We start from the raw sequence: 24,875 nt of genomic DNA, 5'->3' as shown, positions 1-24,875 counted from the left end.
GCTTGAGTTTTAACGTCTGGCCGGGTGGCATCGACCCTGGCTGATCATGGAGACAGCCCTTGATCGATCATTCCTCTTGTCTAGGGAAGAAGATCAACACCAAGGGCTGTCGAGTGATCAGTGTGCATGATGCCGCGCCGGTCGGCGCGGTCGGGCGACTGGCCGGATTCCGGCGCGAGTTCCACCGCTGTCTGACCGCGCGGGCAGACGCGTTGTTCGAGCTCGCGGACGCGCTGTTGTGCGGCGATACGTCGATGCGATCGTTGGTGGAGTTGTCCCTGGCAGGCGAACATCGGCGCGGTCACGGATCGCTGTATGCGGCACTGAACCGCGGCCGTATCGACGTCGAGCTGCTGCGGACTGCCCTGGCGGCGATCCCGGTGCCACGGGCCGCGGACGGCCGCATCGTCCTCGCGGTGGATGTGACCTGCTGGCTGCGGCCAGAGGCCCATACGTCGCCGCAACGGGTCCTCTGCCACACCTACGGACGTGGCAAAGACACCCACATCATGATCCCGGGTTGGCCATACTCCCTGGTCACCGCGCTGGAAACAGGCCGCAGCTCATGGACCGCCCGCCGACTGGCTCCCGGCGACGACGCCGCGACAGTCACCGCCCGTCAGCTACGCGACGTCGTGGAACGACTCATCGCCGCCGGGCAATGGCAGAACGGCGACCCGGACATCTGGATCGTCGCCGACGCCGGCTACGACGGCCCCCGCCTCGCCTTCCTGCTCACCGACCTACCCCTGAAAGTCCTGGTCAGGATGCGATCCGACCGCGTCCTGCGCCGGCCCGCACCACCACGACTGCCGACATCGACCGGCCGCCCACCACGACACGGCGGCGAATTCGCCTTCGGCGACCCGGCGAGCTGGGGTAACCCGGACACCGCCACCACCACCGACACCCGCCTCTACGGCACCGCGACCGCCCGAGCCTGGCACCGCCTGCACCCCCGGCTGACCCACCGCACTGCCTGGACCAGCGAACACGGCCCGCTGCCCATCATCGAAGGCACCGTGATCCTGCTGACCGTCGACCGGCTCCCGTCCGGCGCCGCCGCCAAACCCGTCTGGCTCTGGTGGTCACATCCCGAAGCCACCGACAGCGAAACTGATCTGGCCTGGCAAACGTTTCTACGCCGCTTCGACATCGAGCACACCTTCCGCATGCTCAAACAGACTCTCGGCTGGACCAGCCCGAAACTGCGCGACCCCGCCGCCGCCGACCGCTGGACCTGGCTGGTTCTGGCCGCCTACACCCAGCTCCGCCTCGCCCGCGGCGCTGTCGCCGACCTGCGCCGGCCCTGGGAACGACCCACACCCGCCGAACGACTCAGCCCCGCCCGCGTCCGCCGGGGGTTTCGGCACATCCACCGCAAAACCGGCAGCCCCACCACCGCACCGAAACCCTCCCGACCAGGACCCGGACGACCACCCGGACAACGCAACCAACACCCCGCCATCCGCCACGACGTCCACATCGTCACCAGCACAAAGCCCACAACCAACACCAAAAACCCGGGCCAACCGAACAACCCACGGCCACGCCGCACCGGTTAAAACTCAAGCTAGCGTCAGGCGGTCACCCGGCGGCCCTTCCCGTCGTGCTTCGCCCGGTACATCGCCGCGTCGGCGCGTCCCAGCAGCTCGGCCGCGTCGCCGTTCTCCCGGACCCGGACCGCCACGCCGACGCTGGCCCCGATCTGTACGGTGTGCTCCATCAGCTCGAACGGCTCGGCCAGCCGCGCCACGATCCGGTCGGCGATCACTGTCGCGTCGGCGGTGTCGTGCAGCCGTTCGACGAGCACCGCGAACTCGTCGCCGCCGAGCCGCGCCACGGTGTCCGAGTCCCGGACGCAGGCGGTGAGCCGGTCGGCGACCATGGCGAGCAGCAGGTCGCCGGCGTGGTGGCCGTACACGTCGTTGATCGGTTTGAAGCCGTCGAGGTCGACGAAGATCGCCGCGAGGGGCTCGCCGTTGTGGTCCTGCTGGACGACCGCCTGCGCGGCCCGGTCGGTGAACAGCGCCCGGTTGGCCAGCCCGGTCAGCCCGTCGTGGAACGCCTGGAACTCCAGTTGCGCCTCGCGCCGGCGCAGCTCGTCGAGCATGTAGTTGAGCTGCGCGGTCAGCGCCCGGTTGTCGGCCGCGCTGACCAGCTGACGCACCACCACCAGCACGACCAGCACCAGGGTCAGGCAGAACAGGAACGTACCGGGCTGCCCGGTCCGGACCGTGGACCACACCGCGGTCAGCAGCGCGGCGGCGAGCGGGACGTACGGCAGCGCCAGCCAGGTCTGTCGGCCGGACCGGCGCTCCCGTCCGGTGCCGTGCGAGGCGGAGGTCGCGGCCACCCCGATGAGCAGGTAGCCGCCGAACCAGCCGAAGTCCAGCCAGGTCCCGGCGACGTACGTGCCGGCCAGCACCTGGAACGCGTAGACGCCGTGCGCGAGGGACAGCGACACCGCTCCGGCGACGAGCAACGCCACACTGCCGCGCAGCGCCGGCCGGACGTGGCCGAGCACCAGCAGCGCCATGGTGATCACCCCGATGTCGCCGATCGGGTAGGCCACGCCGATGACCCACTCCAGCAGCGTGGAATTGTCCGCCCGCGCCATCGGGCCCAGGACGAACGACCAGCTCACCGCGAGCACCGACGTACTGATCATCAGGGCGTCCAGCAGCATGCGCCGCCGCCCCTGCTGGGCCGCGCTGAGCAGTGCCAGCCCGACGGCGGTGAACGGCAGACTGCTCAGGTACCCGATGTCGGCCAGCGACGGGTACGGCATCGGCCGGTGCCCGATCAGCTCGTACCAGCACCAGACGAGCTGCCCGGCGGCCCACAGCCCGGTGCCGGCACTGATCAGCGCCCATCCGCCGCGCCCGGTCCCCCGGTTGCGGCGGGCGGCGAGCCCGGCACAGACCGCGCCGTAGACCGGGGCCACCAGCAGGGACAGGTCGCCGAACACGATCATCGCGGCGTCGCCGCCCGGCCGCAGACCGAGCACGGCCAGGTAGAGCACGGCCACGACGGCGGGGACGAGCCGGCCGGTGAGTAGGTTCACCCCGCCAGTCGACCAGAGCTCGCCCCGTGCGCCGGGTAGCGCGGGGTTGCGGTCGGGTGGCCGCTCAGTCCGGGCCTCGACCTGGGTCTCCGTCCAGGCCTCAGTCGAGGCAGAACTCGTTGCCCTCGACGTCCAGCATGGGGATGCAGGACTCGTTCTCCCCGTCGGCGATCAGCACCTGCACGCAGGTCGCGCCGAGCGCTTCCAGCCGCTTCCGCTCGGCCTGCAGCGCGGCCAGCCGTTCGTCACCGACAAGCCCGGTCCCGGCCCGCACGTCGAGGTGCACCCGGTTCTTGACGACCTTGCCCTCGGGCACCCGCTGGAAGAAGAGCCGCGGCCCCGCCCCGGTCGGATCCGAGGCCACGAACCAGGCGTTCCGCTTCTCAGCCGGCAGCGAGCCGTGGTAGTCGTCCCAGTTGGCGAACCCGTCCGGTGGCGGTGGCGCCACGTACCCGAGGACCTCACACCAGAACCGCGCGACCCGCTCCGGGTCCGCGCAGTCAAAGGTCACCTGAACCTGCCTGATCGACGCCATCGATCCACGATAAGGGCAGCCGCGATCCATCGGCGGCACCGGAACGCCTCGCCGGACCGCAGGTGAGCCAGCGCACCCTGGTTTTTTTCCAAACGTTTGGTAATTTAAACGCATGTCAGAGACCAAGACCGCGATCGTCATCCTGTCCGACCCCGCCCCCGGCGCCGAGGAGTCCGTCGGCCGGGTGCTCAACGCCCTCGCCACCGCCTGGGACTACGGCCAGCACGGCGAAGCCCTCGTGCTCTTCCAGGGCGCCGGCACCCGCTGGCCGGAGCAGCTCCAGGACACCGCCCACCCGGCGCACGCCGTCTACCAGGCCGTTCGCGAGAAGGTCGCGGTGGTCGCCTCCGGTGGCTGCTCGATCGCGTTCGGCGCGCAGGACTCGGTGGCCGCCGCCGGCATCGAGACCGTCAGCAGCAACCAGGCTCCGGGCACGCCCGGCGTCGCGAGCCTGCGTGAGCTCACCGACCAGGGCTACCGCGTCCTGACCTTCTAGGTCGTCCCGGCCCCGGGCGCGCGCCCGGGGCCACACTTCGAGGAGGAACCCATGTCGGTCTTCCACCGCGGCGAGCGCGAGGCACAGGCCCGGGCCGGCCTGACCGCGCAGGCCACCGCCGTCTCCCGGCTGGTCCAGCCGGCGCTGCCGGACGGCGCCGACGACTTCCTGGCCCACCAGAGCATGCTGGCCGTCGGGGCGCAGGCCGGTGACGGCCGGCTCTGGGCCTCGCTGTTCGTCGGGCCACGCGGCTTCGTCACCGCTCCGGACGACGTGTCGGTGCAGGTCCTGGCCCGGCTGGCGGCCGCCGATCCGGTCGAGCCGATGACCCGGCGGGCCGGCAAGCTGGGTCTGCTCGCCATCGATCTGGAGACCCGGATCCGGCTGCGGATGAACGGCACGTCCGCCCCGTTCCCGGCCGGGTTCGAGCTGGAGATCGAGCAGAGCTTCCCGAACTGCCCGAAGTACATCCAGAAACGCACCGTGCTCAGCCTGGACGAGGCCGCCGAACCCGGCCCCGCCACGCGGGTGCCCGCGCTGACCGAACAGATGAGCGGGCTCGTCGCGCACGCCGACACGTTCTTCGTCGCGTCGGCGTCCGGGACCGGCGACCCCGACGTCTCGCATCGCGGCGGCAATCCGGGGTTCGTCGAGCTGCTGTCGCCGACCCGGCTGCGCTGGCCCGACTACGTCGGCAACAGCATGCTGATGACCCTCGGGAACATCATCGAGAACCCGCACACCGGCCTGCTCTTCGTCGACTGGGCGACCGGCACCACGCTCCAGCTCACCGGGCGCGCCACCGTGCGCTGGCCGGACGGGACCGGCGTGACCGATTCCGGTCCGCGCGCGGTCGAGTTCGAGCTCGACGAGGCCGTCCTGCTGCCGCGCTCGCTGCCCGCGCACTGGTCGGCGCCCACCCTGTCGCGTTTCAACCCGCCGCTGCCGGCGCCCACCCCGTCGTTCCCGGCGTGATCCCGAAGGACCCCAGCATGAAGATCAACGTGGACCGAGCCGTGTGCGACAACCACGGGCAGTGCGTGTTCGCCGCCCCGGCGGTGTTCGCCTTCGACGACGACGAATACCTCGTCTACGACCCGGCACCGTCCGGCGACCAGGAAGCCGCGGTGCTCAAGGCCATCGCGGTCTGCCCGCTGCGCGCGATCAGCCGGCTGCCATGAGGTGGGGGCCCGACTCGCGGATCGTCGTGGCCGGGGCCGGGATCGGCGGGCTGCGCACCGCCGAGGCCCTGCGCACCAAGGGATTCGCCGGCCGCCTGACCGTTGTCGGCGAGGAGACCCATTTCCCGTACGATCGGCCGCCGCTGTCCAAACAGCTCCTCACCGGTGCCATCCCGGCGAGCGCGACCACGCTGGCCACCGACATACCCGTGGAATGGCTCCTCGGCCGGCGCGTCGTGGAGCTGGACCGCGAACGCCGGGTGCTGCGCCTGGCCGGCGGTGACCTCGTCCCGTTCGACGCGCTGGTCATCGCCACCGGTGCCCGGGCCCGCGACCATCCCGGCGCGGTCCCGCACCCGGGGCTGTTCACCGTGCGCCGTCTCGAGGACTCCGTGCGCCTCGCCGCACTGCTGCGGCGTCCCGGGCTGCGGATGGCCGTCGTCGGCGGTGGTGTGCTGGCCAACGAGGTCGCCGCCGCCGCGCGGACCACCGGCGCGTCGACGACGCTCATCGACCGCGGCGGTTCCCCGCTGCGCCGCCTCGGGCCGGAAGCCGGTGCGTTCGTGGCGCGGGCACACCGGCTTTCCGGCGTACACCTGATGTCTGGCACTGCTGTCACCTCGATGCGCGCGGCCCGGCGCGGCGGGACCACCGTGCGCACCGACAACCCGCAGGTCCCGGCGGTCGGCGCGGACGCCGTGGTGATCGCCATCGGCGGTCGTCCGAACACCGAGTGGGCTCGTTCAGCCGGGCTCGCGGCCGCTCCGGCGGGTGAGCTGCTGACTGATCACTTTCTGCGGGCGACGGACCGCGCCGGGATCCCGCAAACGGACATCGTGGTGGTCGGCGACGCGGGCACGCGGCCGCATCCGGTCACGCCGGGAGCGTTCCTGGCCGAACCGCACTGGAGCAACGCCGTCCGGCAGGCGGACACCGCCGCGGAAACCCTGCTGGGCGGGCCGGTTTTCCCGTACCGGGCGCTGCCCAGCTTCTGGTCCGACGTGCACGACCTGAAACTCCGCGTCATCGGGCTACCCGGCCTCGCCGACACCCGCACGGTCGTGGAGAGCGACGCCACCGCCCGCCGCCTGGTGATCCGATATACCCGCGGCGGCGCCCCGGTCGCACTGCTGACCATCAACCGAACCAGCCGCCTGGCCCACCACCGCCCCGAAATCGCAGCCACCTTGAACGCCGACAGCCACTGAACCACCTCCCCAGCAGCTCTCCCAGCGCCCCTCTATCCAGCGCACCTCTTCCAGCGCACCTCTTACAGCACCTCATCCGGCGCAGCTCCGCCAGCGCAGCTCCGCCAGCGCAGCTCCGCCAGCGCTCGAAGGGCGGCAGAAGACCTCGCTCGGCATCAAAGGGGCGGTGCGAGCTCGCAATCATCGCCGCCAAGGGGGCGCTGTCGGTCGGCTCCGGGCGCTTTGTGCTCGCAAACAGCGACCGCGGGGGACTGTCAACTTAACGGTGGGAATGTTGTTCGTGTCTTCGTTGTCGTGGTGATGCAGATCTATGCGCGTAGGGCGGAGAGCCTGCCGTCGAAGGTGATCTCGAAGGCGTTGAGGGCGGCTTTCCAGCGGTTGGACCAGCGTTTCTGGCCTTTCCCGGTCGGGTCGAGGCCCATGACGGTGAGGTAGAGGACCTTCATCGCGGCTTGCTCGTTCGGGAAGTGGCCGCGGGCGTTCACGGCGCGGCGGAACCTCGCGTTGAGGCTCTCGATCGCGTTGGTGGTGCAGATGATGGTGCGGATCTCGGGGTGGAACGCGAGGAACGGCACCATTTCAGCCCACGCGCTGGTCCATAGCCGGATGATCGCCGGGTACTTCTTCTCCCAGGTCGTCGCGAACTCGGCGAACCGGTCGAGGGCGGCCTGCTCGGTCGCTGCGGTGTAGACGGGTTTGAGGTCACGGGCGATCGCGGCCCAGTCCTTGCGGGAGGCGTATTTGAACGAGTTCCGCAAAAGGTGCACGATGCACGTCTGCACCACGGTCTTGGGCCACACGGTCGCGACGGCGTCGGGCAGTCCTTTGAGGCCGTCACAGACCGCGATGCACACGTCCTGGGTGCCGCGGTTACGGATCTCGGTGAGCACCCGCAGCCAGTACTTGGCGCCTTCGCCGTCGCCGTGTTCGCCGGCCCACATGCCCAGGATGTCGCGGCGACCCTCGACGGTGACCGCCAGGGCGACGTAGATCGGCCGGTTCGCGACCTGCCCGTCGCGGATCTTCACGTTGATAGCATCGATGAACACCACTGGATACACGCGGTCCAGAGGCCGGTTCTGCCACTCGCTCATCGTGTCGAGGACCCGGTCGGTGATCGTGGAGATGGTCTCCTTCGACACGTCCGCGTCGTACACCTCGGCCAGGTGCGCGGCGACCTCCCCGGTCGTCAGTCCTTTCGCGGTCAGCGAGATCACCAGATCGTCGATCCCGGACAGCCGGCGCTGCCGTTTGGCCACAATCCGCGGCGCGAACGACGCATCGCGGTCGCGGGGCACGTCCAGCTGCACCGGACCGGCCTCGGTCAGCACCGTCTTCGACCGGCGGCCGTTGCGGGCGTTACCACCCACGGCACCGCCGCGCTCGTGCTTGTCGTAACCCAGATGCGCGTCCATCTCACCGTCCAGCGCGGCCTCCAGGACCCGCTTGGTCAGCTGCTGCAGCAGACCGCCCTCCCCGATCAGGCTCACGCCCTGAGCGCGGGCCTGCCCGGCGAGCCGGGCGATCAGCTGGTCATCGACCAGCGCGGCCAGCTCCGCGCCACTGTCTGGTGCGGGCTCGCCCGTCACTACTGCTGCCATCGTCATCGCGGTGTCTCCTTTGCCGGAGTTACACCGTTATTTGTACAGTCCCGACCGCGGCGGTAACGGTCCGCAACCAGTGCCGACGGGGCGGCGCGAGTCCGCAATCAGCCCAGGAAGGGCGGTGCCGTTTCGCCAACAGCACTGACGGGGCGGTGCAGGTTCGCAAACAGCGCCGACGGGGCGGTGTGCGTCCGCGATCGGGCGGCTGCGGGGGCGGCAACTGTCCGCGATCAGGGTATGCGTGCCGCTGCCGCCCACAGAGGGGCGGCGGCAGGCCGCGGTCCAGCATTGCGTGCACGCACCGCCCCACCGCACTCGCACACCCGACCGCCGAACGGCAAGTGATCACCTAGCGAGCACGCAGTGCCGCAGACAGGCGACACCCCCGCCGACCTCCACACCAGATCCACCGGCTGGCACCCAGGGGTGCCTCAACAGCCCGGAGACAACCCTCACCACCAGCCGAGCCCGCACGGCTGGCGCTCAGGTGTGCCTCAACAACCCGGACACACCCCCCACCACCAGCCGAGCCCGCGCGGCTGGCGCTCAGGCATGCCTCACCACCAGTCGAAGCCGGCCGGCTGGCACCCAGGGGTGCCTCGACACCCCGGAGACAACCCTCACCACCAGCCGAGGGCGGGCGGCTGGTGGGCAGGGGTGCCTCGACAGGCTGGAGACACCTCTCGGGGCCAGCTCGGTCAGTCAGCGACCAGGGTCTGGGGCAACTCGGCCAGGGCGAGCTGGAACTCCGAAGGATCGTCCAGGACCCGCGCCACGATCAACGCTCCCTCGATCCGCACCAGCGCGGCCCGGGCCCGGCGCCCGGCCTCCTCCGCAGAGGCGCCGGCCCGCTGGGCGACATCGGTCATCGCGGTCAGCCACCCGGCCGCGAGCCCGGCCGCCGCCGCGCGGATCTCGTCCGGCGCGCCGCGGAGCGTCATGGTGTCCAGCACGCAGGCGAGCCGGCCGTCGGCATAGAACACACCGACCCGGCGAGCCATCTCCGCGACAGCGGCCGACGGGTCGGGCTCGGAGGTCAACGGCGCGAGGATGTCCCCGAACGACCGCTCCACCGACGCGAGCACCGCCGCGGCCATCCCTGGCTTCCCGGTGGGAAACCGGTGGTACAGGCTCGCCCGGTGCAGCCCGGATGCCGACGACAGCGCCGTCAACGAGGCACCCTCATAACCCGAGTGCCGGAAAACCTCGGTCAGGTGCTTCAGCAGTGCCTCATCGTCAATACTCGGCGCGCGTCCCATCCCCCCAGATTACCGAACGTACGGTAAAAGCGCGATCACGGCGATGGCACCTCCTCGATCGGGACCGCCCAGCACTCGATGGTCACCGGGCCGACCGTCGTCACCGTGTGCTGACTCTCGGCCGCCGGATACACCAGAGCCGCGGTGTGGACGCCGAGCCGCTGGGCGTACGTGAAGAGCTGATAGATCTCGTCGGTGCTCGGCGAGGAGCGCCACGGCCGGTACTTGGCGTCGTACACCGCAAGGGGTTTGCCACCCTGCCACAGCACGAAATCGGCGGCGCCGGTGCGGCGCGGTCCGGTGTCGGTGAGCGGGATCGGCTGCTGTGCGACCACGGTGACACCCGGCGACCGTCGACGCAGCCACCCGCCGACGTAGTCCTCCCAGACCCGGGTCATGTCGAACAGCACGCTCACCCCGGCCACCCCCGCGCCGGTGGGCAGCGTGCTGCGGTCGTCCAGGAGCAGCCGGGCCAGTCGCTCGATCTCCTGATAGCGCGCCGGAACCGGTCCGATCGCGGCCGGGCGGCCGACCGGGCTGGTGATGCCACGGAATACCGGGTCCAGCGCCCGCACCCGCGTGCCGAGGCGCGCGTCCGGATAGGCCAGCGCGCTCAACCGGCGGTGTGCGGCCGCGACCAGCTGATTCAGCGGCACGTCCGGGGTGAGCCGGTTCGCGGTGGTCGCCAGGCGGTCCGGGCGCCCGGCGTGCATTTTCAGATGCAAAACCGCCGAGGGTACGCCGGGGTAGGGCGCCCGGGTGAAGGAGCGCCGCTGATACGCCTTGATCAGCCCATGGCCGGCGACTCGTTCGGCCTCCCGGACGAACGCGAGCGCGATCAGATCGACGAGTCCGTGCCCCTCGCTGCCCGCCGTCGCGGCGTCCTCGAGCAGCTTGGCGTTGCGCCCCAGCCCGAGCAGCGTCGCCAGGTTCTGGAACGGGAATCGGCCGGCCACCTCGACCACCCGGCCGCTGAACAGCTGGAACCTGCCGACGTAGGCACCGGGCTGAAGGTCGTAGGCGCCGGGCGTCGCGGTCGGCATCAGCCGCTCGATCACCCGGGGCCGTCCGTTGCCGGTCCGGTTCCCGACGGTCAGCCCGGCCAACTCGGCGGCTTCGGCCGGGGTGAGGTCCACCGTCCGCGTCCGGTATTCGACGAGCCGCAGCATCTCAGGCGAACTCCGCGATCAGGGTACGCACGTCGGCGTCCAGCCGGTCCAGTTCGGACGGCCGCTCGAACCAGTATTCGGCCAGGTACGGGCGCAACTGGTAGTCCCAGATCCGCTCGGCGGTGGCCGCGTCCAGGGCCTCCGTCATCCAGTAGGAGTGCCCCGGGCTGACCGGCGCCTCGGGCCCGACCCGGTCGCGGATCAGCCGGAACACCCCCGTGGCGAGTTCGGCGTTGCCGTCCGGCCGGCCCCGGGTCCAGCGCTCGAGCACGGCCGCGTCGGGCGGCAGCGGGAACGCGTTGAACCGCCGCCGCAGGGCGAAGTCGAGCACGGCGAGACTACGGTCGGCGGTGTTCATCGTGCCGAGCAGGAACACGTTCGGCGGCACCGAGAACCGCCGCTGCGAATACGGCAGGGTCACCTCCTCGCCACGGTATTCCAGCAGGTAGAGCAGTTCGCCTAGGACAGCCGCGAGATCGGCCCGGTTCATCTCGTCGACGATCATGACGAAGTTCTCGCCCGGCGCCCGTCTGGCCCGCTCACAGAGCCGGGTGAAGATCCCGGGCCGCACCTCGTAGCGCAGCCCGCCCTCGCCGGCCTCCGGCCGCAGCCCTTCGATGAAGTCCTCGTATGAGTACGCCGGGTGGAACTGGGTGAGCTCGATGTGCGCGGGTGAGGTGGCCAGGTGCCGGGCGAGCAGCCGGGCGACGTGGGTCTTCCCGGTGCCGGGCGGCCCGTGAAAGACGCCCTGCCGCATGCCGGTAGTGAGCGCTTTCACCCACTGATCCACCTGTTCCACCTCGATGAAGCAGCCCTCCGCGACCTCTTCCACCCCGACTGTCGGCGGCAGTTCCGGCTTCGCGGACGGCTGGTTCGCGCGCATCACGGCGGTCAGGATCGCATCGGCCTCCTGCGGCGTCACCTGGTATTGCTGCCGCCAGGTGACCAGGTCGGCGCAGAACTTCTCGTACGCCGCGCCGCTCCTGGCGTGATAGACGGCGCCGGTCTCGTGGGCCAGGCCGAGCATCGTGGCGTTGACGCAGATGCCGAACCGGTCGGGGTCGCGCAGATAGAGCAGGAAGCTGGGAAGTGACGAGCCGGCGTGCGCGAAGCTCGGCCGGTCGGCGTAGATCTCTCCGAGCGTCGCCAGCGCGTCGGGAACGGGGTCACGCCACAGCCGGGTCACCTTCTGGTTGAAGGTGTCCGGGTCACTGCCGAGTTTGCTCATGATCGCGCCGGTGAAGCCCGGCGTGAACCGGTCGTACCGTTCCCGGCCGAGCATGCCGTGCTGGTTGATCAACCGGCCGAGGGCGACGATCCGCCCGGCGTCCATCACCCCGAGATGGGTGTCGAGAAATGTGCGCACGTTCTGTTCGGCGGCGAGCCGGGCCGTGACGAAATCCGGGCCGAACTGCGCGCGGACGGCGGCGATGACCTCGACGGTCATGGTGGTGGACATCAGCCAGTTCTAGCAGCCCGGCCGGTGCGCAAGCGGACAGTGCGTCTATGACCTGAGAAAGGTCAGGACGGCGAGCACTCGCCGGTGGGTTTCCTCGGTCTGTGGCAGGCCCAGTTTCTGCAGGACGCTGCGGATGTGCTTCGCCACTGAAGCCTCCACGATGCTCAGCTCCGCGCCGATGGCCGCGTTCGATCGGCCCTCCGCCATCAGGCCCAGCACCTCCCGCTCCCGCGCGGTCAGCGCCTCGAGCGGATCCCTGCGCCGCCGGAGCATCTGCTGGATCACCTCGGGGTCGACGACCGTGCCGCCGTCCACCACCCGACGCAGCGCGTCGATGAACTCGCCGACGTGACCGATCCGGTCCTTCAGCAGGTAGCCGACGTGCGTGCCGTCCCCGACGTTCAGCAGTTCGGTGGCGTAGCGCGTCTCGACGTACTGGCTGAGCACCACGATCGGCAGCCGGGGGCGTAACCGGCGCAACTCCACCGCGGCTTTCAGGCCCTCGTCCTTGAAACCGGGCGGCATCCGCACATCGGTCACCACCACGTCCGGATCGTGCTCGGCGACAGCCGCCCGCAGACCGCTGCTGTCGGACACCGCGGCCACCACCTCGTGACCGAAACGGGCCAGCAGCCCGATCAGACCGTCGCGGAGCAGGACGCTGTCCTCGGCGAGAACTACGCGGAATCCGGAATCGCCTGGCACGGAATCTCCACGATCACTCGGGTCGGACCGCCCGGCGGGCTCGACAGCGACAGTCTGCCACCGACCACGGAGACCCGATCGGCCAGTCCGATCAGGCCGGTGCCCGCCTCGATGTCGGCGCCACCACGACCGTCGTCGCGAATCTCGACGGTCAGCGTCTGTCCGGCATAGTCGCCGGTTATCTCGCCCCGGCCGGCACCGGAGTGCTTGGCCAGATTCGTGAGCGCTTCGGCGACCACAAAATAGACGGCCGATTCGACCGCTGCGGGAAAGCGGTGCGGCACGGAAAAGGCGACGTCCATGCGTACGACGCAGCGGCCGGCCAGATCGCTCACCGCAGCCGCCAGCCCGAAATCGGTCAGCACCGGCGGGTGGATGCCCCCGATCAGCTCCCGCAACTCCCCCAGCACCAGCCCGGCCTCGTGGTGCGCGCGCGACAGCGGCTCGGCGAGCGGGCCACCCTCGGCGTCGAGCCGGGCCAGACCGAGCGTCATGGTGAGCGCGACCAGACGCTGCTGGGCGCCGTCGTGCAGGTCCCGTTCGATCCGGCGGCGCTCCGCCTCGAACGCGTCGACGAGGCGGACGCGGGAGCGGGTCAACTCCACGATCTGCTGATCGGTTCCGGTCGGCGCGAGGATCGTCCGGGCCAGGGCCGCCCGCGCGCCGGCGAGCACGCCCATCCCGTAGGAGCAGGCGATCAGGGCGATCAGACCGACGGCTGAGGCGAGGGCCGCTGCGGTCCAGGAGGTCACCGGGTACGCCTTGAGCACATTGACCTGCACGGAGTCACCGAGCGTGGCGAACAGCACCGGCGTGGCGAGCAGCCCGAGCGGCACCGTCACGCCCAGGGTCACCGCGAGCAGGTCGACCGGCCACAGCACCGTCATCAGCAGCGTGACGAACCCGAGTTCCCGCCACGTGCCCGCCTCGGTGTACCGGGTGTGCAGCCAGGAGGCCAAGCCGGTGCCCGGGGGTGTGCGATGGCCGTACACCATGGGGTTTTTGTCGATCAACCGCCGCAACCGGCGCTCGAACCCGGCGGCGGGCAACCCGATCAGGGCGAGCCCGGCGAGCAGGGGTATCCCGGCCACGACCACCGCGAGCAGTCCCCCGGCGACGAACAGCACCACCGCGACCACCAGCGCCACCAGGCCGGCGACGGCGTTCCCGAGCAGGTACGCGGTCGCGCGCAACGGCCACCAGGACACCACGAAACCGGGCCGGGCGAGGGCCTGCCACACGGTGCGTGGATCCACCCGGCCTACCGTAGGGGACCCGGGCGACGGTATACCTGGCACTACCTCGAAGACTCCATCTGGCGATGATGTGCGGCGCTCGCCGGCCCGGCAGGGTTGACCCATGACCCGTGACGCGATTCGGCTGCACCGGGTCGTCCGGACCTTCGGGTCGGGCGACGCGACGGTGACCGCACTGCACGACCTCACCCTGTCCTTCGCCGTGGGCACGTTCACCGCGGTCATGGGGCCGTCCGGGTCCGGCAAGTCGACGCTGTTGCATTGCGCCGCCGGCCTCGACCGGCCGACCTCCGGCGCGGTCCTGCTGGGCGACATCGACCTGACCACGCTCAGCGAGAACCGGCTGACCCTGCTGCGCCGGCATCGGATCGGCTTCGTCTTCCAGGCGTTCAACCTGCTGCCCACCCTGACCGCCGAGCAGAATGTGGCACTCCCGCTGCGGCTGGCCGGGCGCCGTCCGGCCCGCGGCGAGGTCCGCGACGCGCTGGCCCGGGTCGGGCTGGCCGACCGCGCGCGCCACCGGCCCGGCGAGTTGTCCGGTGGCCAGCAGCAGCGGGTCGCGATCGCCCGCGCGCTGATCACCCGGCCCGACGTGCTCTTCGCCGACGAGCCGACCGGCGCGCTCGACTCGACAACCGGCCGCGAGGTGCTGCGGATGCTGCGCGACCTGGTCGACGACCAGGGCCAGACCATCGTGATGGTCACCCACGACCCGGTCGCCGCGGCCCACGCCGACCGGGTGGTCTTCCTGGCCGACGGCCGGTTCCACGGCGTCCTGGACGCACCGTCGGCCGAGACCGTCGCGGCCCGGATGACCCGGATGGCGGCCACGCCGTGCTGATCATGACGCTGAGCAGCCTGCGGGCCCGCTGGGTGACCCTGGTCGGCACGTTCGTCGCGCTCGGCCTCGGCGTCACCCTGATGACCACCATGGGCCTGTGCCTGGCCTCCACGCTTGATGCTCCGCGGCAGCGTCCCGAGCGGCTGGCCGGCGCGCCGGTCGTGGTCCGCGGCGCCGACGAGCTGCGGATCCCCTCCGCCACCGGCGACCGGGTCAAGACGCTGGCGCGGCCCCAGGCGGTGCCGCCCACGGTCGTTGCGCAACTCACGGCAGTCGGTCCCACCATCATCGACAGATCATTTTCGGTACGCATCGCGAGCACCGGCACGGGCGCGGACCTGACCGGGCATCCCTGGTCCGTCGCCGGTTATGGCGGGCACCGCCTCGTCGCGGGGCGGGAGCCGCGCTCGGCCACCGAGATCGCCCTGGTCGCGGACCCTTCCGCGGTCGGCCGGTCGGTTGCGGCGCGCACCCCGGCCGGCCCCGGCACCTGGACGGTGTCCGGTGTACTGGCCCCGGTCCCCTATGAGCGGGCGGTGTTCTTCGCCGACGCCACCGCCGCGCGGATCGCCCCACGGATCGACAACCTGGTCGTGCTGGCCGCGCCCGACGCCGTGCGACAGGTCGTGTCGGCCACGCCCGGTCTGCGGGTGCTCACCGGTGACGACCGGCGGCTGGCCGACACCGACCCGGACCGGGACGCCGACGCCTTGGTCGCGATGAACGCGCTGCTCGGCACGGCGGCCGGGGTCACCACGTTCGTGTCGGTGTTCGTGGTCGCCACCACGTTCGCGTTCGCCGTCGCCCAGCGCCGCCGCGAGATCGGCCTGCTGCGCACCGCGGGCGCCACACCCCGGCAGGTCCGCCGGGCGATGGTCGCCGAGGCCGCGGTGGTGGGCGTGCTGGCGTCGGCGGCCGGTTGCGTCGCCGGGGCCCGGGCCGCGCCGTGGCTGGCCCGGGTGCTGGTCGACGGCGGTCTGGCGCCCGGGTGGTTCACGGTCGGTGACTACCGGTGGCCCTTTCACGTGGCGTTCTGGACCGGGCTGCTGGTCGCGCTGACCGGGGTGGCCGTGGCGACGGTGCGGGTGGGCCGGATCCGCCCGGTCGAGGCGCTGCGCGAGGCGTCCGTCGACACGAAGACCATGACGGTGCCCCGCTGGGTGTTCGGTTTCGGACTGCTGGCGACCGGGCTGGGTCTGCTGTGCTGGCGGCTGCTGAGCGATCCGGGTGACGCGTTGCACCGCAAGACGTACACCACTCAGCCGATGCTGCTGATCGCCGCGGCCGCCCTGCTGGCGCCGGCCCTGATCGGTGCGCTGACCCGGCTGATCGCCTGGCTGCCGGCCCAGTTGCCGGGCGCCACCGGCATGCTGATGCGGGAGAACGCCAGTGGCGCGATCCGGCGTACCGCGGCCGTCGCGGCGCCGGTCCTGGTGACCGTGGCGCTGGCCGGTTCCCTGCTCGGCGCGACGGCGACGATCAGCGGGGCCAAGGCGGCCGAGACGCGTGAGCAGACCACCGCCGACCTGATCGTCCAGGACGACGACCTGGGTCCGCTGCTCGACGACCGGACCGTGGCCGCGGTCCGCGCCGTCCCGGGTGCGCGCGTGCTGACCAGCGCCACCACCGCCGTCTACACGCTGGAGGAGGGCACCGCCCTGATCCGCTCGGAGGCACACGCCGTGGACCCGCGCTTGCTGACCGCGGCCCGTCACCTGCCGGTGCTGGCCGGCCGGCTCGGCGACCTCGACGACGACGGCATCGTGGTCAACGAGGAGTGGGCCGAGCACACCGTCGGCGAACGGGTCGACGTGTGGCTCGGCGACGGCGCCCCGCGTTCGCTGCGCGTCGTGGCGGTGCTGGCCACAGGCACCGGCAGCAACGGCGTCTACCTGACCGCGCACAACGCCGGCGGCGCCGACCTGGACCGGCTCGACGTGTCCTGGCAGCCCGGCGCCGACCGGCAGGCGGGCGAGACCGCGGTCCGCGCCCGGCTGGAGCCGGTCGGCCTGCGGGTGCAGACCCGTGATCAGTGGCTTGCGGAGCAGCTCCCCACCGGCAGCCGCCAGACCCGGCTGGGTTTTCTCGTGGTGCTGGGCATCGCGCTGGTCTACACCGGGATCGCGGTGGCCAACACCATGGTGATGGCGACGTCGGACCAGGTCCGGGACTTCGCCGTGCTCCGGCTGGCCGGTGCCACCCGGCGGCAGGTGCTGCTGCTGGTGCTCGCCGAGGCGCTGACCGTCGCGGTGACGGGCGCGGTCCTGGGCCTCGGCGTGACGGTGCTGAACCTGCTCGGCATCGGAGCCGCGCTGGCCGTCCTGTCGGCCCCGGCGGCGATCAGCCTGCCCTGGCCGGCCCTCGGCCTCACCCTGGCGGCCTGCGCGGCGGTCGCGGTCACCGCCGCGCTGGTGACGACAGCGAGCGCGCTGCGCGGTCGAGGACTCACCGGCCGGCTGGCACCCCATGGTCAGTGATCGCACGCCGGTCGCCGGACCAGCGCCGCTCGATCAGGGCGCACAGGAAGCCGGCCACCATCACGATCACCGCCAGGGCGACCCAGCCGATCTTCCCGGTGTTGATGCAGAGCGTGATGACGATGGCCGGGGCCACCGCCTCGACGAACCCGTGGCCGAGTCCGATCACCCCCTGGTACTGGCCCTGCGCCTCCGGCCGGGCGAACGCGAAGGACAACTCGAACGTCCCGGCCTCCTGCCAGACCTCGGCCAGCGAGTGCACCAGCACCGCGACCAGCAGCAGCACGACGGTGACCCACACCGACGGCCCGGAGGCGAGCGCCATCAGTACCCAGGCGACCAGGAAGAGCGGGCCGGAGCGGGCCAGCAGCCGCGCCGCCGACCGCGGGCCGTCGATGGACCGCGTCGCCGGGATCTGGGTGACCGCCACGGTGACCGCGGCGACGAAGAGCACCACCGCCGCCATCGAGCGCGGCGCCGCCGTCCGCAGCACGATCCACACCGGAAGCGCCTGGACCAGCACCCAACCCTGCAGGCTCGCGATCGACGACGCCGCGGTGAACGCGAGGTAGCGCCGGTCGCGGAGCGCCACCCAGCGCCGCTGATCCGGCGCCGGTCCGCCGCTCACGGCCCCGTCCGCCGGCCCGCCGCTCGCGGCCCCGTCCGCCGGCCCGCCGCTATCGACCCCGTCCGCGGCCGGCTCGGCCCCGGCGGTCCGGGTCCCTGCGGCCGGTTCGGGCGCGGCGGTCCGGGTCGCTGCGAGGTGTGGCAACCGTGCCAGCACCGCTGCGGCCAGCAGGAAGGTCACCGCGTCGGTGAGCACCAGGAGCACGTAGGCCGGGCGGCTATCCACGGCCAGCACCACGGCGGACCCGAGCATGCCCACCGCCAGCCCCACGTTGGTGACCGCCCGCAGGTAGGTCCGCAGCGCCGCACCCTTGCCCGGCTCGGCCAGCACCCCGATCATCGCCCCGCGGGCACTCCCCGAGCCGGCCCGGCCGACTGCCGCGACCGCCGCCACCACGATCAGCGTCCACAGGTCGTGCACCAGCAGCAGCCCGACGCTGGCCACCGCTTCGACGAGCATGGACGCGACCACCACGTTCCGGGCGCCGCGCCGGTCGGCCAGGTCGCCGGCGACCACGCCGGCGCCGAACCCGATCAGCGAGCCGACGGTGAGTCCGAGCCCCGCGGTGGCCGGGCTCAGCCCCGCCGACCGGATCAGGAAGATGGTGCCCGCGGAGAGGAAGAGCCCCATGCCGACCGTGTTGATCAGAGTGGACAGCGCCATCAGCCGCTGGCGGGGCTCCTGCGGCCCATGGAAGACATTTACCTTTGCGTCGATCGACATAGGTGGAACGCTAAGGTTTGACACCCGTGTCAAGGTCAAGAGTGGATCATGCTGATCAATCAGTTGGCGCACCTCAGCAGGGTGAGCACGCGGGCGCTGCGGCACTACGACCGCCTGGCGCTGCTGTCGTCACGCCGCCTCGACAACGGCTACCGCGACTTCGACGAGTGCGCCGTCGAGGAGGTCCGCCGGATCCGCCTGCTGCTCGACATCGGCCTGAACCTGCAGGCGGTCGCCCAGGTGCTGCCCTGCTTCACCCCGGACGGCGAGCTGACGTCCTGCCCGACGGCCCGCGAACGCCTCCGCGGCCAGATCCACGAGGTGGACAGCTCGATCGCCCAGCTCCAGCAACTGCGCGGCCTGCTGGCCGGCACCCTGAACAACCTGGTGGACGGCTGACCGGGTGATCCCGCTGCGCGCCGCGCCCGTCATAGGATGGCCGGAACCACGCACCAGCAGGGAGTCCGTCTTGTCAGAGCCGTTTCCGGTGACCTTGGCACAGTTGCTGAAGGCCCGGTTCCCACTGCTCTACATCGAGACGTTCGAGGAACGCCGCGCGCTGCACGAGATCACCGCCATCGCCGGCAACGCCGCACTGGTACGCATGCCCCGGGCGGTCTGGACCTGGTCCTCGACCGGCGGCCTGATCCAGCCCGACGGCAAGCCCCGCGCCGGCGCACAGCGGGCCACCGATGCGCTGCAGGCGGTGCAACGCATCGACGAGCCGGCGGTCTTCGTCTTCCGCGACCTGCACCCACAGCACGTCGACGGGCAGTACCCGCAGAACATGGAGGTCGTCCGGCTGCTGCGCGACGTCGCCGAGACGTTCCGGACCGGGCGCAGCCCACGCTGCCTGGTGCTGCTCTCGCCGGTGCTGCAGATCCCGGCCGAGCTCGCCAAGGACGTCACGCTCGTCGACTACCCGTTGCCCGGTCCGGAGCAGCTGCGCGGGCTGCTGGACGCGATGATCCGGGGCAACACCGCGAGCGGGCGGCTGCGGGTGACGCTCGACGAGGCCGGGCGGGAGCGGTTCGTCACGGCGGCGGCCGGGCTGACCATGCAGGAGGCCGAGAACGCGTACGCCCGGTCGATGGTCAACGACGCCGAACTGTCCCTTGACGACCTGCACATCGTGCACGACGAGAAGCGGCAGACCGTACGAAAATCCGGGATCTTGGAATTCATCGCGACGGACACCGTGCTCGATGACGTCGGCGGGCTCGGCCACCTGAAGTCCTGGCTGGTCAAACGCAACGGTTCCTGGCTGGCCGACGCCGCCGAGTGGGGGCTGCCGGCGCCACGCGGCGTGCTGATCACCGGCGTGCCCGGTTGCGGGAAGTCGCTGACCGCCAAAGCGGTGGCGACCGCCTGGGACCTGCCGCTGCTGCGCCTGGACGTGGGCCGGGTCTTCTCCGGACTTGTCGGTTCCAGTGAGCACAACATGCGCTCGGCGTTGCGCGTCGCGGAGGCGGTCGCGCCGTGCGTGCTCTGGATCGACGAGATCGAGAAGGGGTTCGCCGGCGGGACCGGCGGCGACTCCGGGACCGGGGCCCGGGTCTTCGGCACGTTCCTCACCTGGATGCAGGAGAAACGGCATCCGGTGTTCGTGATCGCGACCGCCAACGACTTCGAGGGACTGCCGCCCGAGCTGCTGCGCAAGGGACGCTTCGACGAGGCGTTCTTCGTCGACCTGCCGAGCCGGGGCGAACGGGTGGCGATCTGGCGGGTGCACCTGACCCGGGCGCTGCGCCGCCCGCGCGCCGCCGGGGAGTTGCCGGTCGAGTCCGAGCTGCTGGGCGAGCTGGCCGGGTTGACCGAGGGCTATTCCGGGGCGGAAATCGAGCAGGCGGTCACCGCCGGGCTGTTCGACGCGTTCTCCGAGCGGCGGCCGCTGCGCCGCGACGATCTGGTGCGGGCGGTGATGAGCATCGTCCCGCTCAGCGTCACCCAGGCCGAGCGGATCGACGCGCTGCGCGGCTGGGCCCGCAACCGCGCGGTGTCGGCGACCGCGACCGACGACTGGGATTTCCGCAACGAGACGGGGAGTCGAAGGTGAGCGTTTCACTGCTTCTGGTGCCGCTGGCCCTGGCCGGCGCGGCAGCCGTGCAGGCGAGAGCCGACCGGCGCCACGACGGCGTGACGGTGGTGCAGGTGAACACCCGGATGCGCGACGTCGGGCTGCTCGCCGACGCGCTGCGCGACACCGGCGCCGTGGTCACCACCACGACGGACGTGCTCACCGGTTCGTGGGGTGAGCAGACCCTGGCGTTCCGGCGCGACGCCGACGGCGTGTGGTCGGCGCACGCCGCCGGGATGACCACGGAACGCGCGGTCGAGCTGGTCACCGCCGTGGACACCGCGTACGGGCGGCGGGTGCAACAGGCCGTGCTGGAACGGATCCGGGATCGCGCCCCGGCGGCCGGGCTCCGGCTGGAGTCCGAGTCGGTGCAGGACGACGCGAGCGTACGTCTGGTCTTCGAGGTGGAGCAGGCATGAGCAAGCCGCGCATCGTCGTCACGGTGAACGGCGACGGCCAGGTCAGCGCCGAGACCCTGGACATCCTGGGTGAGGACTGCCTGGACTACATTGCCGTACTCGAGGATCTGATCGGCGGGCAGGTGCGGGACAGCTCCTACACCGCCGACTTCACCCGGCAGGCACAGCATGTGCAGGAACGACAGGTGAACCGTGACGTGGACCCCGCCTGACGGGCATCATCCGGCCGCGAAGCCCACGCAGGGGCCGGCCCGGATCGGGTGGCGGATAGCGCACAGTATGTGGCTGCTGTTCCCGATCCTCAGCTTCGGCTGTCTGTCCGCCGCCGGATTCCTCTACGTCGGCCTGCGGGCCCGGCGCCCGTCCTGGTGGATCCCCGGTGTGGTCTACACCGTGCTGGGCAATGCCTGTTTCTGGGTCAGCAGCGCGACCACGACCGAGGGCACGTCGAGCAGCACGGCCAACACGGTCAGCGTGGCTCTGCTGGTCTTCCTGATCTGGCCGGCCAGCATCCTGCACGCCGCGATCATCAACGTGTCGTGGCTCAAGTGGCGGGCCGGTTATCAGCCCTGGTACGCCCAGCCGCAGCAGACCGCGTGGGTCGGCCAGCCGATGGCGGCCACCCCGCCGCCGCTGCCGCCGCAGTTGCAGAACGTGGTGCCGCCACAGCAGCAGTTCTACGCCGCGCCGCAGCCCTACCAGGCGCCTCCGCAGCCTTCCTACGCCGCGCCACAGCCTTACCAAGCGCCTCCGCCGCCTTCCTACGCCGCGCCGCAGCCCCCGGTCGACGTCAACACGGCCACCGAGCAGCAGCTCACCACGCTGCCCGGCATCACCCCGGACCGTGCTGCGCGGATCGTCGAGGTCCGGCGCTCCCGCGGCGGTTTCGTCAGCCCGAACGACTTCGCCGCCGCGGCCGGGCTGGCACCGCACGAGTTCGTCGCCGTCCGCGACCGCCTCGTCTGCAGCCCGCCGGTGCCACCGGACGACCCGGCGCCCGGACCCTACGGCCGCATCGTCGATGTCTGAGAACGATCCCCCGCCGGTCCGCCTGGCCCGGTTCCTCGACCGCACCACCGCCGAGGGGCCGGGGGAACGCACCGCGATCTGGGTGCAGGGCTGCTCGATCCGGTGTCCGGGCTGCTTCAACCCGCACCTGTTCACCACCCGCGGCGGCACCCCGACGCCGGCCGCCGACCTCGTCGCCCGGGTGCTCGCCACCGGCACCGCGGGCCTGACCCTGCTCGGCGGCGAGCCGTTCGACCAGGCGGCGGGTCTGGCCGCGGTCGCCGCCGGGGTGCGGGCCGAGGGCCGCACGGTGATGACGTTCACCGGCTATGCGTACGACGACCTGCGACAGCGTGCCGATCCGGGTGTCACCGCCCTGCTCGCCGAGACCGATCTGCTGGTCGCCGGCCCGTTCCGGCAGGACCTCCTCGATCACGACCGGCCGTGGGTCGGCTCGACCAACCAGGAGTTCCACCACCTCACCGACCGGCTCGCGGTGGAGACCACCCCGGACCGGCTGGAGGTCATCATCTCGCCTTCCGGCGACGTGGCGGTCAACGGCTGGGCCGACACCGAAACCCTCGACGCCCTGCTGGCCGGCCTGCCGGTGCGGCGCGGGCGCCGCTGAGACCGCCGGGTCACGGCTTGTCGGTCAAGGGCTGAGCTCACTCGGCGGCGACGGGATATCCGGTCGCCGTCGTACGAAATCATCGGTTGACCTTAAATGATCTCGGCGAAGCGGACCGTTGGCGTTCCGCGGTCTCGCGGACCGGGGCCGGTAGCAGGAACGACAGCGCGATGGCCAGCGCCGCGAGCGCGCTCGCGACCCAGAAAGCGGCCCGGAACCCGTGCCCCGCCTGCAGGACCACCGCCATCGCCGCGGTGCCGAGCGAGCCGCCGACCTGCTGCGAGATTCGGGTGATCATGCTGGCCTGCGGGATCCGGGCGTGGTCGAGGTCGAGGTAGGCGACGGTCATCACCGGGATCAGCACCGCGCCGAGGCCGAGGCCGCGAACGAACAGCACGACGGCGAGCCAGGCGGTGCTGGTGTGCAGGCCGGCGAAGGCGAACGGGACCGTGCCGAGGGTGACCACCACGAAGCCGGCGGCGGCCACCCAGCGGGCGCCGATCCGGTCGGTGAGCTTGCCGGCCTGGGTACGCAGCACCAGCGACCCGGCACCCTGCGGGATCAGGAACAGCGCCGCGCCGAGCACGCTGAGGCCCCGTTCCTCCTGCAGGAAGAGCGGGAGCAGCAGCATCGCGCCGTAGAGGACCGCGCCGGCGAACCCGAGAACCGTGGTGGAGGCGGCCAGTGGGCGCCCGGCGAGCAGTCGCAGGTCGATCAGGGCCCGGTCGCGGCGGCGCAGCGCATAACCGGTGAACGTGGCGAGCAGGGCGACGCCGGCGAGCAGCGGGACGAGCACGTCGGTGCGGCCGAAGCCGCCGCCGTGTGCCACGTTGGAGAGACCGAGCAGGGTCGCGCCGAGCGCCGGGGCGAGCAGGGCGAGGCCGGTCAGGTCGAGCCGCGGGCGAGTGGTCGTGATCGGGTCGGCGGGCAGCATCAGCGCGGCGGCGATCAGCCCGGCCAGGCAGAGCGGGACGTTGACCAGGAACAGCCACGGCCAGGACAGGCTGTGCAGGATGACCCCGCCGAGCACCGGGCCGAGGATCGGGCCGAGCGAGATGGGCAGCCCGATCATGGCGACCACCCGGCCCAGCGACCGGCCGCCGGCCGCCTGCACGACGAGGGACTGCATGAGCGGCATCATCAGCCCGCCGCCGAGGCCCTGCACCACCCGGAAGGCGATCAGGCTGTACGCGTTCCAGGCGAACGCGCACAGCACCGACCCGGCCAGGAAGACGGTCAGCGCGACGAGCCACAGCCGTTTGCCGCCAAAGCGCTGCTGCGCCCAGCCGACCACCGGCACCGCGACGGCGAGCGCCAGCAGGTAGGCCGTGCTCACCCACTGGATGGTGCCGACCGTGGCGTGCAGATCGGCGGCCAGGTCCCGCAGCGCGATCGCGACGATCGTGCTGTCGAAGATCGGTGCCAGCCCGCCGATGATCAGGGCCCACGCCGTACGGGAGACGGCGGCGTCGGTGGAAGCCATCCCAGCCCTCCTTAGATACACGAGTGTTTCTTAACCTTCCCGTAGGATACACACGTGAGTCTTAACGAGTCGAGAGGCACGCGCCGCCGCGGCGCCGAGCTGGAGGACGCGATCCTCGACGCGGCCTGGGCCCAGCTGGAGGAGGGCGGCTATCCGCGCTTCACCATCGAGGCGGTCGCCGAGCGGGCCGGCACCAGCCGCCCGGTGCTCTATCGGCGCTGGCCCGGCCGTACCGAGCTGCTGCTGGCCACGGTGGCGCACATCGGCGACCGGACCCTGCCGGTCATCCCGGACACCGGCACCCTGCGCGGCGACGTGATCGCCCTGCTGCACGAGGTGAACCGGACCCGCGCCGGGCTGATGGCCCTAGTCAGCGTGCACCTGGGCAGCTACTTCACGGAGAGCGGCACGTCACCGGCCGAGCTGCGCGAGCATTTCATCCACGGCCGCCCGAGCTCGATGTCACAGATCCTCAGCCGGGCAGCGGCACGCGGCGAGGCACCCGCCGGCCTGCCGGAGCGGGTCTGCTCGCTGCCCTTCGATCTGTTCCGCGGCGAGGCCCTGCTCACCCTCCAGCCGATCCCGGACCAGAGCATCCACCAGATCGTCGACGAGATCTTCTTGCCGCTGGTCCAGGCCTACCAACAAAAAA

General features: G+C 71.5%; 24 protein-coding genes. 14 read left to right on the top strand and 10 right to left on the bottom strand.

Features of this window, described 5'->3' with window-relative positions:
* Positions 1-113: 113 nt before the first annotated feature.
* Positions 114-1,565: an NF041680 family putative transposase gene (locus tag Apa02nite_RS49635; RefSeq protein ID WP_203831397.1), complete on the top strand. Its 1,452-nt coding sequence runs from the start codon at positions 114-116 to the stop codon at positions 1,563-1,565.
* Between the two features lie 14 nt (positions 1,566-1,579).
* On the opposite strand, the gene Apa02nite_RS49630 is transcribed toward Apa02nite_RS49635, so the two are convergent.
* Positions 1,580-3,067: a GGDEF domain-containing protein gene (locus Apa02nite_RS49630; protein ID WP_203831395.1), complete on the bottom strand. Its 1,488-nt coding sequence runs from the start codon at positions 3,065-3,067 to the stop codon at positions 1,580-1,582.
* Between the two features lie 100 nt (positions 3,068-3,167).
* A complete protein-coding gene (locus Apa02nite_RS49625; RefSeq protein WP_203831394.1) occupies positions 3,168-3,602 on the bottom strand; it encodes a VOC family protein in 435 nt (144 codons plus the stop codon).
* A gap of 112 nt (positions 3,603-3,714) precedes the next feature.
* On the opposite strand from Apa02nite_RS49625, the gene Apa02nite_RS49620 reads away from it, so the two are divergent.
* From Apa02nite_RS49620 to Apa02nite_RS49605, 4 genes are read left to right on the top strand one after another with little or no spacing between them, the layout of a single operon-like run.
* Entirely contained in the window at positions 3,715-4,098 is a 384-nt protein-coding gene (locus tag Apa02nite_RS49620; protein WP_203831393.1) for a DsrE family protein, read from the top strand.
* A gap of 51 nt (positions 4,099-4,149) precedes the next feature.
* Positions 4,150-5,073 (top strand): pyridoxamine 5'-phosphate oxidase family protein, encoded by a 924-nt coding sequence (locus Apa02nite_RS49615; protein WP_203831392.1) that lies wholly within the window; start codon positions 4,150-4,152, stop codon positions 5,071-5,073.
* Between the two features lie 17 nt (positions 5,074-5,090).
* Positions 5,091-5,279 carry a ferredoxin gene (locus Apa02nite_RS49610; RefSeq protein WP_203831391.1) on the top strand — a complete coding sequence of 63 codons (189 nt, stop codon included), beginning with the start codon at positions 5,091-5,093 and terminating at the stop codon, positions 5,277-5,279.
* Positions 5,276-6,487, top strand: a complete 1,212-nt coding sequence (locus Apa02nite_RS49605) for an NAD(P)/FAD-dependent oxidoreductase (protein WP_203831390.1) — start codon at positions 5,276-5,278, stop codon at positions 6,485-6,487. The genes Apa02nite_RS49610 and Apa02nite_RS49605 overlap by 4 nt, the downstream gene beginning before the upstream one ends.
* Positions 6,488-6,795: 308 nt before the next feature.
* Here Apa02nite_RS49605 and Apa02nite_RS49600 read toward each other — a convergent pair whose 3' ends face one another.
* From Apa02nite_RS49600 to Apa02nite_RS49575, 6 genes are all read right to left on the bottom strand, one after another.
* Positions 6,796-8,088, bottom strand: coding sequence for an IS256 family transposase (locus Apa02nite_RS49600; RefSeq protein ID WP_203831396.1), 1,293 nt, complete (start codon positions 8,086-8,088; stop codon positions 6,796-6,798).
* Positions 8,089-8,789: 701 nt separating this feature from the next.
* Positions 8,790-9,350 carry a TetR/AcrR family transcriptional regulator gene (locus Apa02nite_RS49595; RefSeq protein WP_203831389.1) on the bottom strand — a complete coding sequence of 187 codons (561 nt, stop codon included), beginning with the start codon at positions 9,348-9,350 and terminating at the stop codon, positions 8,790-8,792.
* Between the two features lie 35 nt (positions 9,351-9,385).
* Positions 9,386-10,519, bottom strand: a complete 1,134-nt coding sequence (locus Apa02nite_RS49590; protein ID WP_203831388.1) for an McrC family protein — start codon at positions 10,517-10,519, stop codon at positions 9,386-9,388.
* A 1-nt stretch (position 10,520) separates the two neighbouring features.
* Positions 10,521-11,978 carry an McrB family protein gene (locus tag Apa02nite_RS49585; protein ID WP_203831387.1) on the bottom strand — a complete coding sequence of 486 codons (1,458 nt, stop codon included), beginning with the start codon at positions 11,976-11,978 and terminating at the stop codon, positions 10,521-10,523.
* A 45-nt stretch (positions 11,979-12,023) separates the two neighbouring features.
* Positions 12,024-12,683 carry a response regulator gene (locus tag Apa02nite_RS49580; protein WP_203831386.1) on the bottom strand — a complete coding sequence of 220 codons (660 nt, stop codon included), beginning with the start codon at positions 12,681-12,683 and terminating at the stop codon, positions 12,024-12,026.
* A complete protein-coding gene (locus tag Apa02nite_RS49575) occupies positions 12,656-13,939 on the bottom strand; it encodes a sensor histidine kinase (RefSeq protein WP_203831385.1) in 1,284 nt (427 codons plus the stop codon). The genes Apa02nite_RS49580 and Apa02nite_RS49575 overlap by 28 nt, the downstream gene beginning before the upstream one ends.
* Positions 13,940-14,042: 103 nt before the next feature.
* Here Apa02nite_RS49575 and Apa02nite_RS49570 point away from each other — a divergent pair, with 103 nt between their 5' ends.
* Together Apa02nite_RS49570 and Apa02nite_RS49565 are read left to right on the top strand one after the other, a co-directional pair.
* Positions 14,043-14,780 (top strand): ABC transporter ATP-binding protein, encoded by a 738-nt coding sequence (locus tag Apa02nite_RS49570; RefSeq protein ID WP_203831384.1) that lies wholly within the window; start codon positions 14,043-14,045, stop codon positions 14,778-14,780.
* Between the two features lie 2 nt (positions 14,781-14,782).
* Positions 14,783-17,257, top strand: a complete 2,475-nt coding sequence (locus tag Apa02nite_RS49565) for an ABC transporter permease (RefSeq protein ID WP_239165122.1) — start codon at positions 14,783-14,785, stop codon at positions 17,255-17,257.
* On the opposite strand, the gene Apa02nite_RS49560 is transcribed toward Apa02nite_RS49565, so the two are convergent.
* Complete coding sequence (locus Apa02nite_RS49560; RefSeq protein ID WP_203831382.1) at positions 17,226-18,608, bottom strand: MFS transporter; 1,383 nt, start codon at positions 18,606-18,608, stop codon at positions 17,226-17,228. The genes Apa02nite_RS49565 and Apa02nite_RS49560 overlap by 32 nt on opposite strands.
* A 48-nt stretch (positions 18,609-18,656) precedes the next feature.
* Here Apa02nite_RS49560 and Apa02nite_RS49555 point away from each other — a divergent pair, with 48 nt between their 5' ends.
* From Apa02nite_RS49555 to Apa02nite_RS49530, 6 genes are all read left to right on the top strand, one after another.
* Entirely contained in the window at positions 18,657-19,007 is a 351-nt protein-coding gene (locus Apa02nite_RS49555) for a MerR family transcriptional regulator (RefSeq protein ID WP_203831381.1), read from the top strand.
* 70 nt (positions 19,008-19,077) lie between these two features.
* Positions 19,078-20,664 carry a Ycf46 family AAA ATPase gene (locus Apa02nite_RS49550; RefSeq protein WP_203831380.1) on the top strand — a complete coding sequence of 529 codons (1,587 nt, stop codon included), beginning with the start codon at positions 19,078-19,080 and terminating at the stop codon, positions 20,662-20,664.
* On the top strand, positions 20,661-21,104 hold the full coding sequence (locus tag Apa02nite_RS49545) for a hypothetical protein (RefSeq protein WP_203831379.1): 444 nt from the start codon (positions 20,661-20,663) through the stop codon (positions 21,102-21,104). Before Apa02nite_RS49550 ends, Apa02nite_RS49545 begins: the two co-directional genes overlap by 4 nt.
* Positions 21,101-21,316: a DUF2997 domain-containing protein gene (locus Apa02nite_RS49540; RefSeq protein WP_067705483.1), complete on the top strand. Its 216-nt coding sequence runs from the start codon at positions 21,101-21,103 to the stop codon at positions 21,314-21,316. Before Apa02nite_RS49545 ends, Apa02nite_RS49540 begins: the two co-directional genes overlap by 4 nt.
* Positions 21,297-22,133 (top strand): ComEA family DNA-binding protein, encoded by an 837-nt coding sequence (locus tag Apa02nite_RS49535; RefSeq protein ID WP_507762499.1) that lies wholly within the window; start codon positions 21,297-21,299, stop codon positions 22,131-22,133. Before Apa02nite_RS49540 ends, Apa02nite_RS49535 begins: the two co-directional genes overlap by 20 nt.
* Positions 22,126-22,740: a 4Fe-4S single cluster domain-containing protein gene (locus Apa02nite_RS49530; RefSeq protein ID WP_203831377.1), complete on the top strand. Its 615-nt coding sequence runs from the start codon at positions 22,126-22,128 to the stop codon at positions 22,738-22,740. Before Apa02nite_RS49535 ends, Apa02nite_RS49530 begins: the two co-directional genes overlap by 8 nt.
* A gap of 79 nt (positions 22,741-22,819) precedes the next feature.
* Here Apa02nite_RS49530 and Apa02nite_RS49525 read toward each other — a convergent pair whose 3' ends face one another.
* A complete protein-coding gene (locus Apa02nite_RS49525) occupies positions 22,820-24,223 on the bottom strand; it encodes an MDR family MFS transporter (RefSeq protein ID WP_203831376.1) in 1,404 nt (467 codons plus the stop codon).
* 54 nt (positions 24,224-24,277) lie between these two features.
* Here Apa02nite_RS49525 and Apa02nite_RS49520 point away from each other — a divergent pair.
* A partial coding sequence (locus Apa02nite_RS49520; protein ID WP_203831375.1) for a TetR/AcrR family transcriptional regulator occupies positions 24,278-24,875 on the top strand: 598 nt, incomplete at its 3' end.

The sequence above is a fragment of the Actinoplanes palleronii genome (assembly GCF_016862315.1).
Lineage (GTDB): Bacteria > Actinomycetota > Actinomycetes > Mycobacteriales > Micromonosporaceae > Actinoplanes > Actinoplanes palleronii.
Note: the sequence above shows the minus strand (reverse complement) of the source record. Positions and strands in the feature narration are given on the sequence as shown.

Bases quoted from the DNA above. Each gene is read 5' to 3' on its own strand.
- Apa02nite_RS49615 (WP_203831392.1), top strand. From the start codon at position 4,150: ATGTCGGTCTTCCACCGCGGCGAGCGCGAGGCACAGGCCCGGGCCGGC.
- Apa02nite_RS49560 (WP_203831382.1), bottom strand. From the start codon at position 18,608: ATGTCGATCGACGCAAAGGTAAATGTCTTCCATGGGCCGCAGGAGCCC.
- Apa02nite_RS49620 (WP_203831393.1), top strand. From the start codon at position 3,715: ATGTCAGAGACCAAGACCGCGATCGTCATCCTGTCCGACCCCGCCCCC.
- Apa02nite_RS49585 (WP_203831387.1), bottom strand. From the start codon at position 11,978: ATGTCCACCACCATGACCGTCGAGGTCATCGCCGCCGTCCGCGCGCAG.
- Apa02nite_RS49590 (WP_203831388.1), bottom strand. From the start codon at position 10,519: ATGCTGCGGCTCGTCGAATACCGGACGCGGACGGTGGACCTCACCCCG.
- Apa02nite_RS49540 (WP_067705483.1), top strand. From the start codon at position 21,101: ATGAGCAAGCCGCGCATCGTCGTCACGGTGAACGGCGACGGCCAGGTC.
- Apa02nite_RS49555 (WP_203831381.1), top strand. From the start codon at position 18,657: ATGCTGATCAATCAGTTGGCGCACCTCAGCAGGGTGAGCACGCGGGCG.
- Apa02nite_RS49530 (WP_203831377.1), top strand. From the start codon at position 22,126: ATGTCTGAGAACGATCCCCCGCCGGTCCGCCTGGCCCGGTTCCTCGAC.
- Apa02nite_RS49595 (WP_203831389.1), bottom strand. From the start codon at position 9,350: ATGGGACGCGCGCCGAGTATTGACGATGAGGCACTGCTGAAGCACCTG.
- Apa02nite_RS49570 (WP_203831384.1), top strand. From the start codon at position 14,043: ATGACCCGTGACGCGATTCGGCTGCACCGGGTCGTCCGGACCTTCGGG.
- Apa02nite_RS49525 (WP_203831376.1), bottom strand. From the start codon at position 24,223: ATGGCTTCCACCGACGCCGCCGTCTCCCGTACGGCGTGGGCCCTGATC.
- Apa02nite_RS49605 (WP_203831390.1), top strand. From the start codon at position 5,276: ATGAGGTGGGGGCCCGACTCGCGGATCGTCGTGGCCGGGGCCGGGATC.
- Apa02nite_RS49565 (WP_239165122.1), top strand. From the start codon at position 14,783: ATGACGCTGAGCAGCCTGCGGGCCCGCTGGGTGACCCTGGTCGGCACG.
- Apa02nite_RS49610 (WP_203831391.1), top strand. From the start codon at position 5,091: ATGAAGATCAACGTGGACCGAGCCGTGTGCGACAACCACGGGCAGTGC.
- Apa02nite_RS49600 (WP_203831396.1), bottom strand. From the start codon at position 8,088: ATGGCAGCAGTAGTGACGGGCGAGCCCGCACCAGACAGTGGCGCGGAG.
- Apa02nite_RS49625 (WP_203831394.1), bottom strand. From the start codon at position 3,602: ATGGCGTCGATCAGGCAGGTTCAGGTGACCTTTGACTGCGCGGACCCG.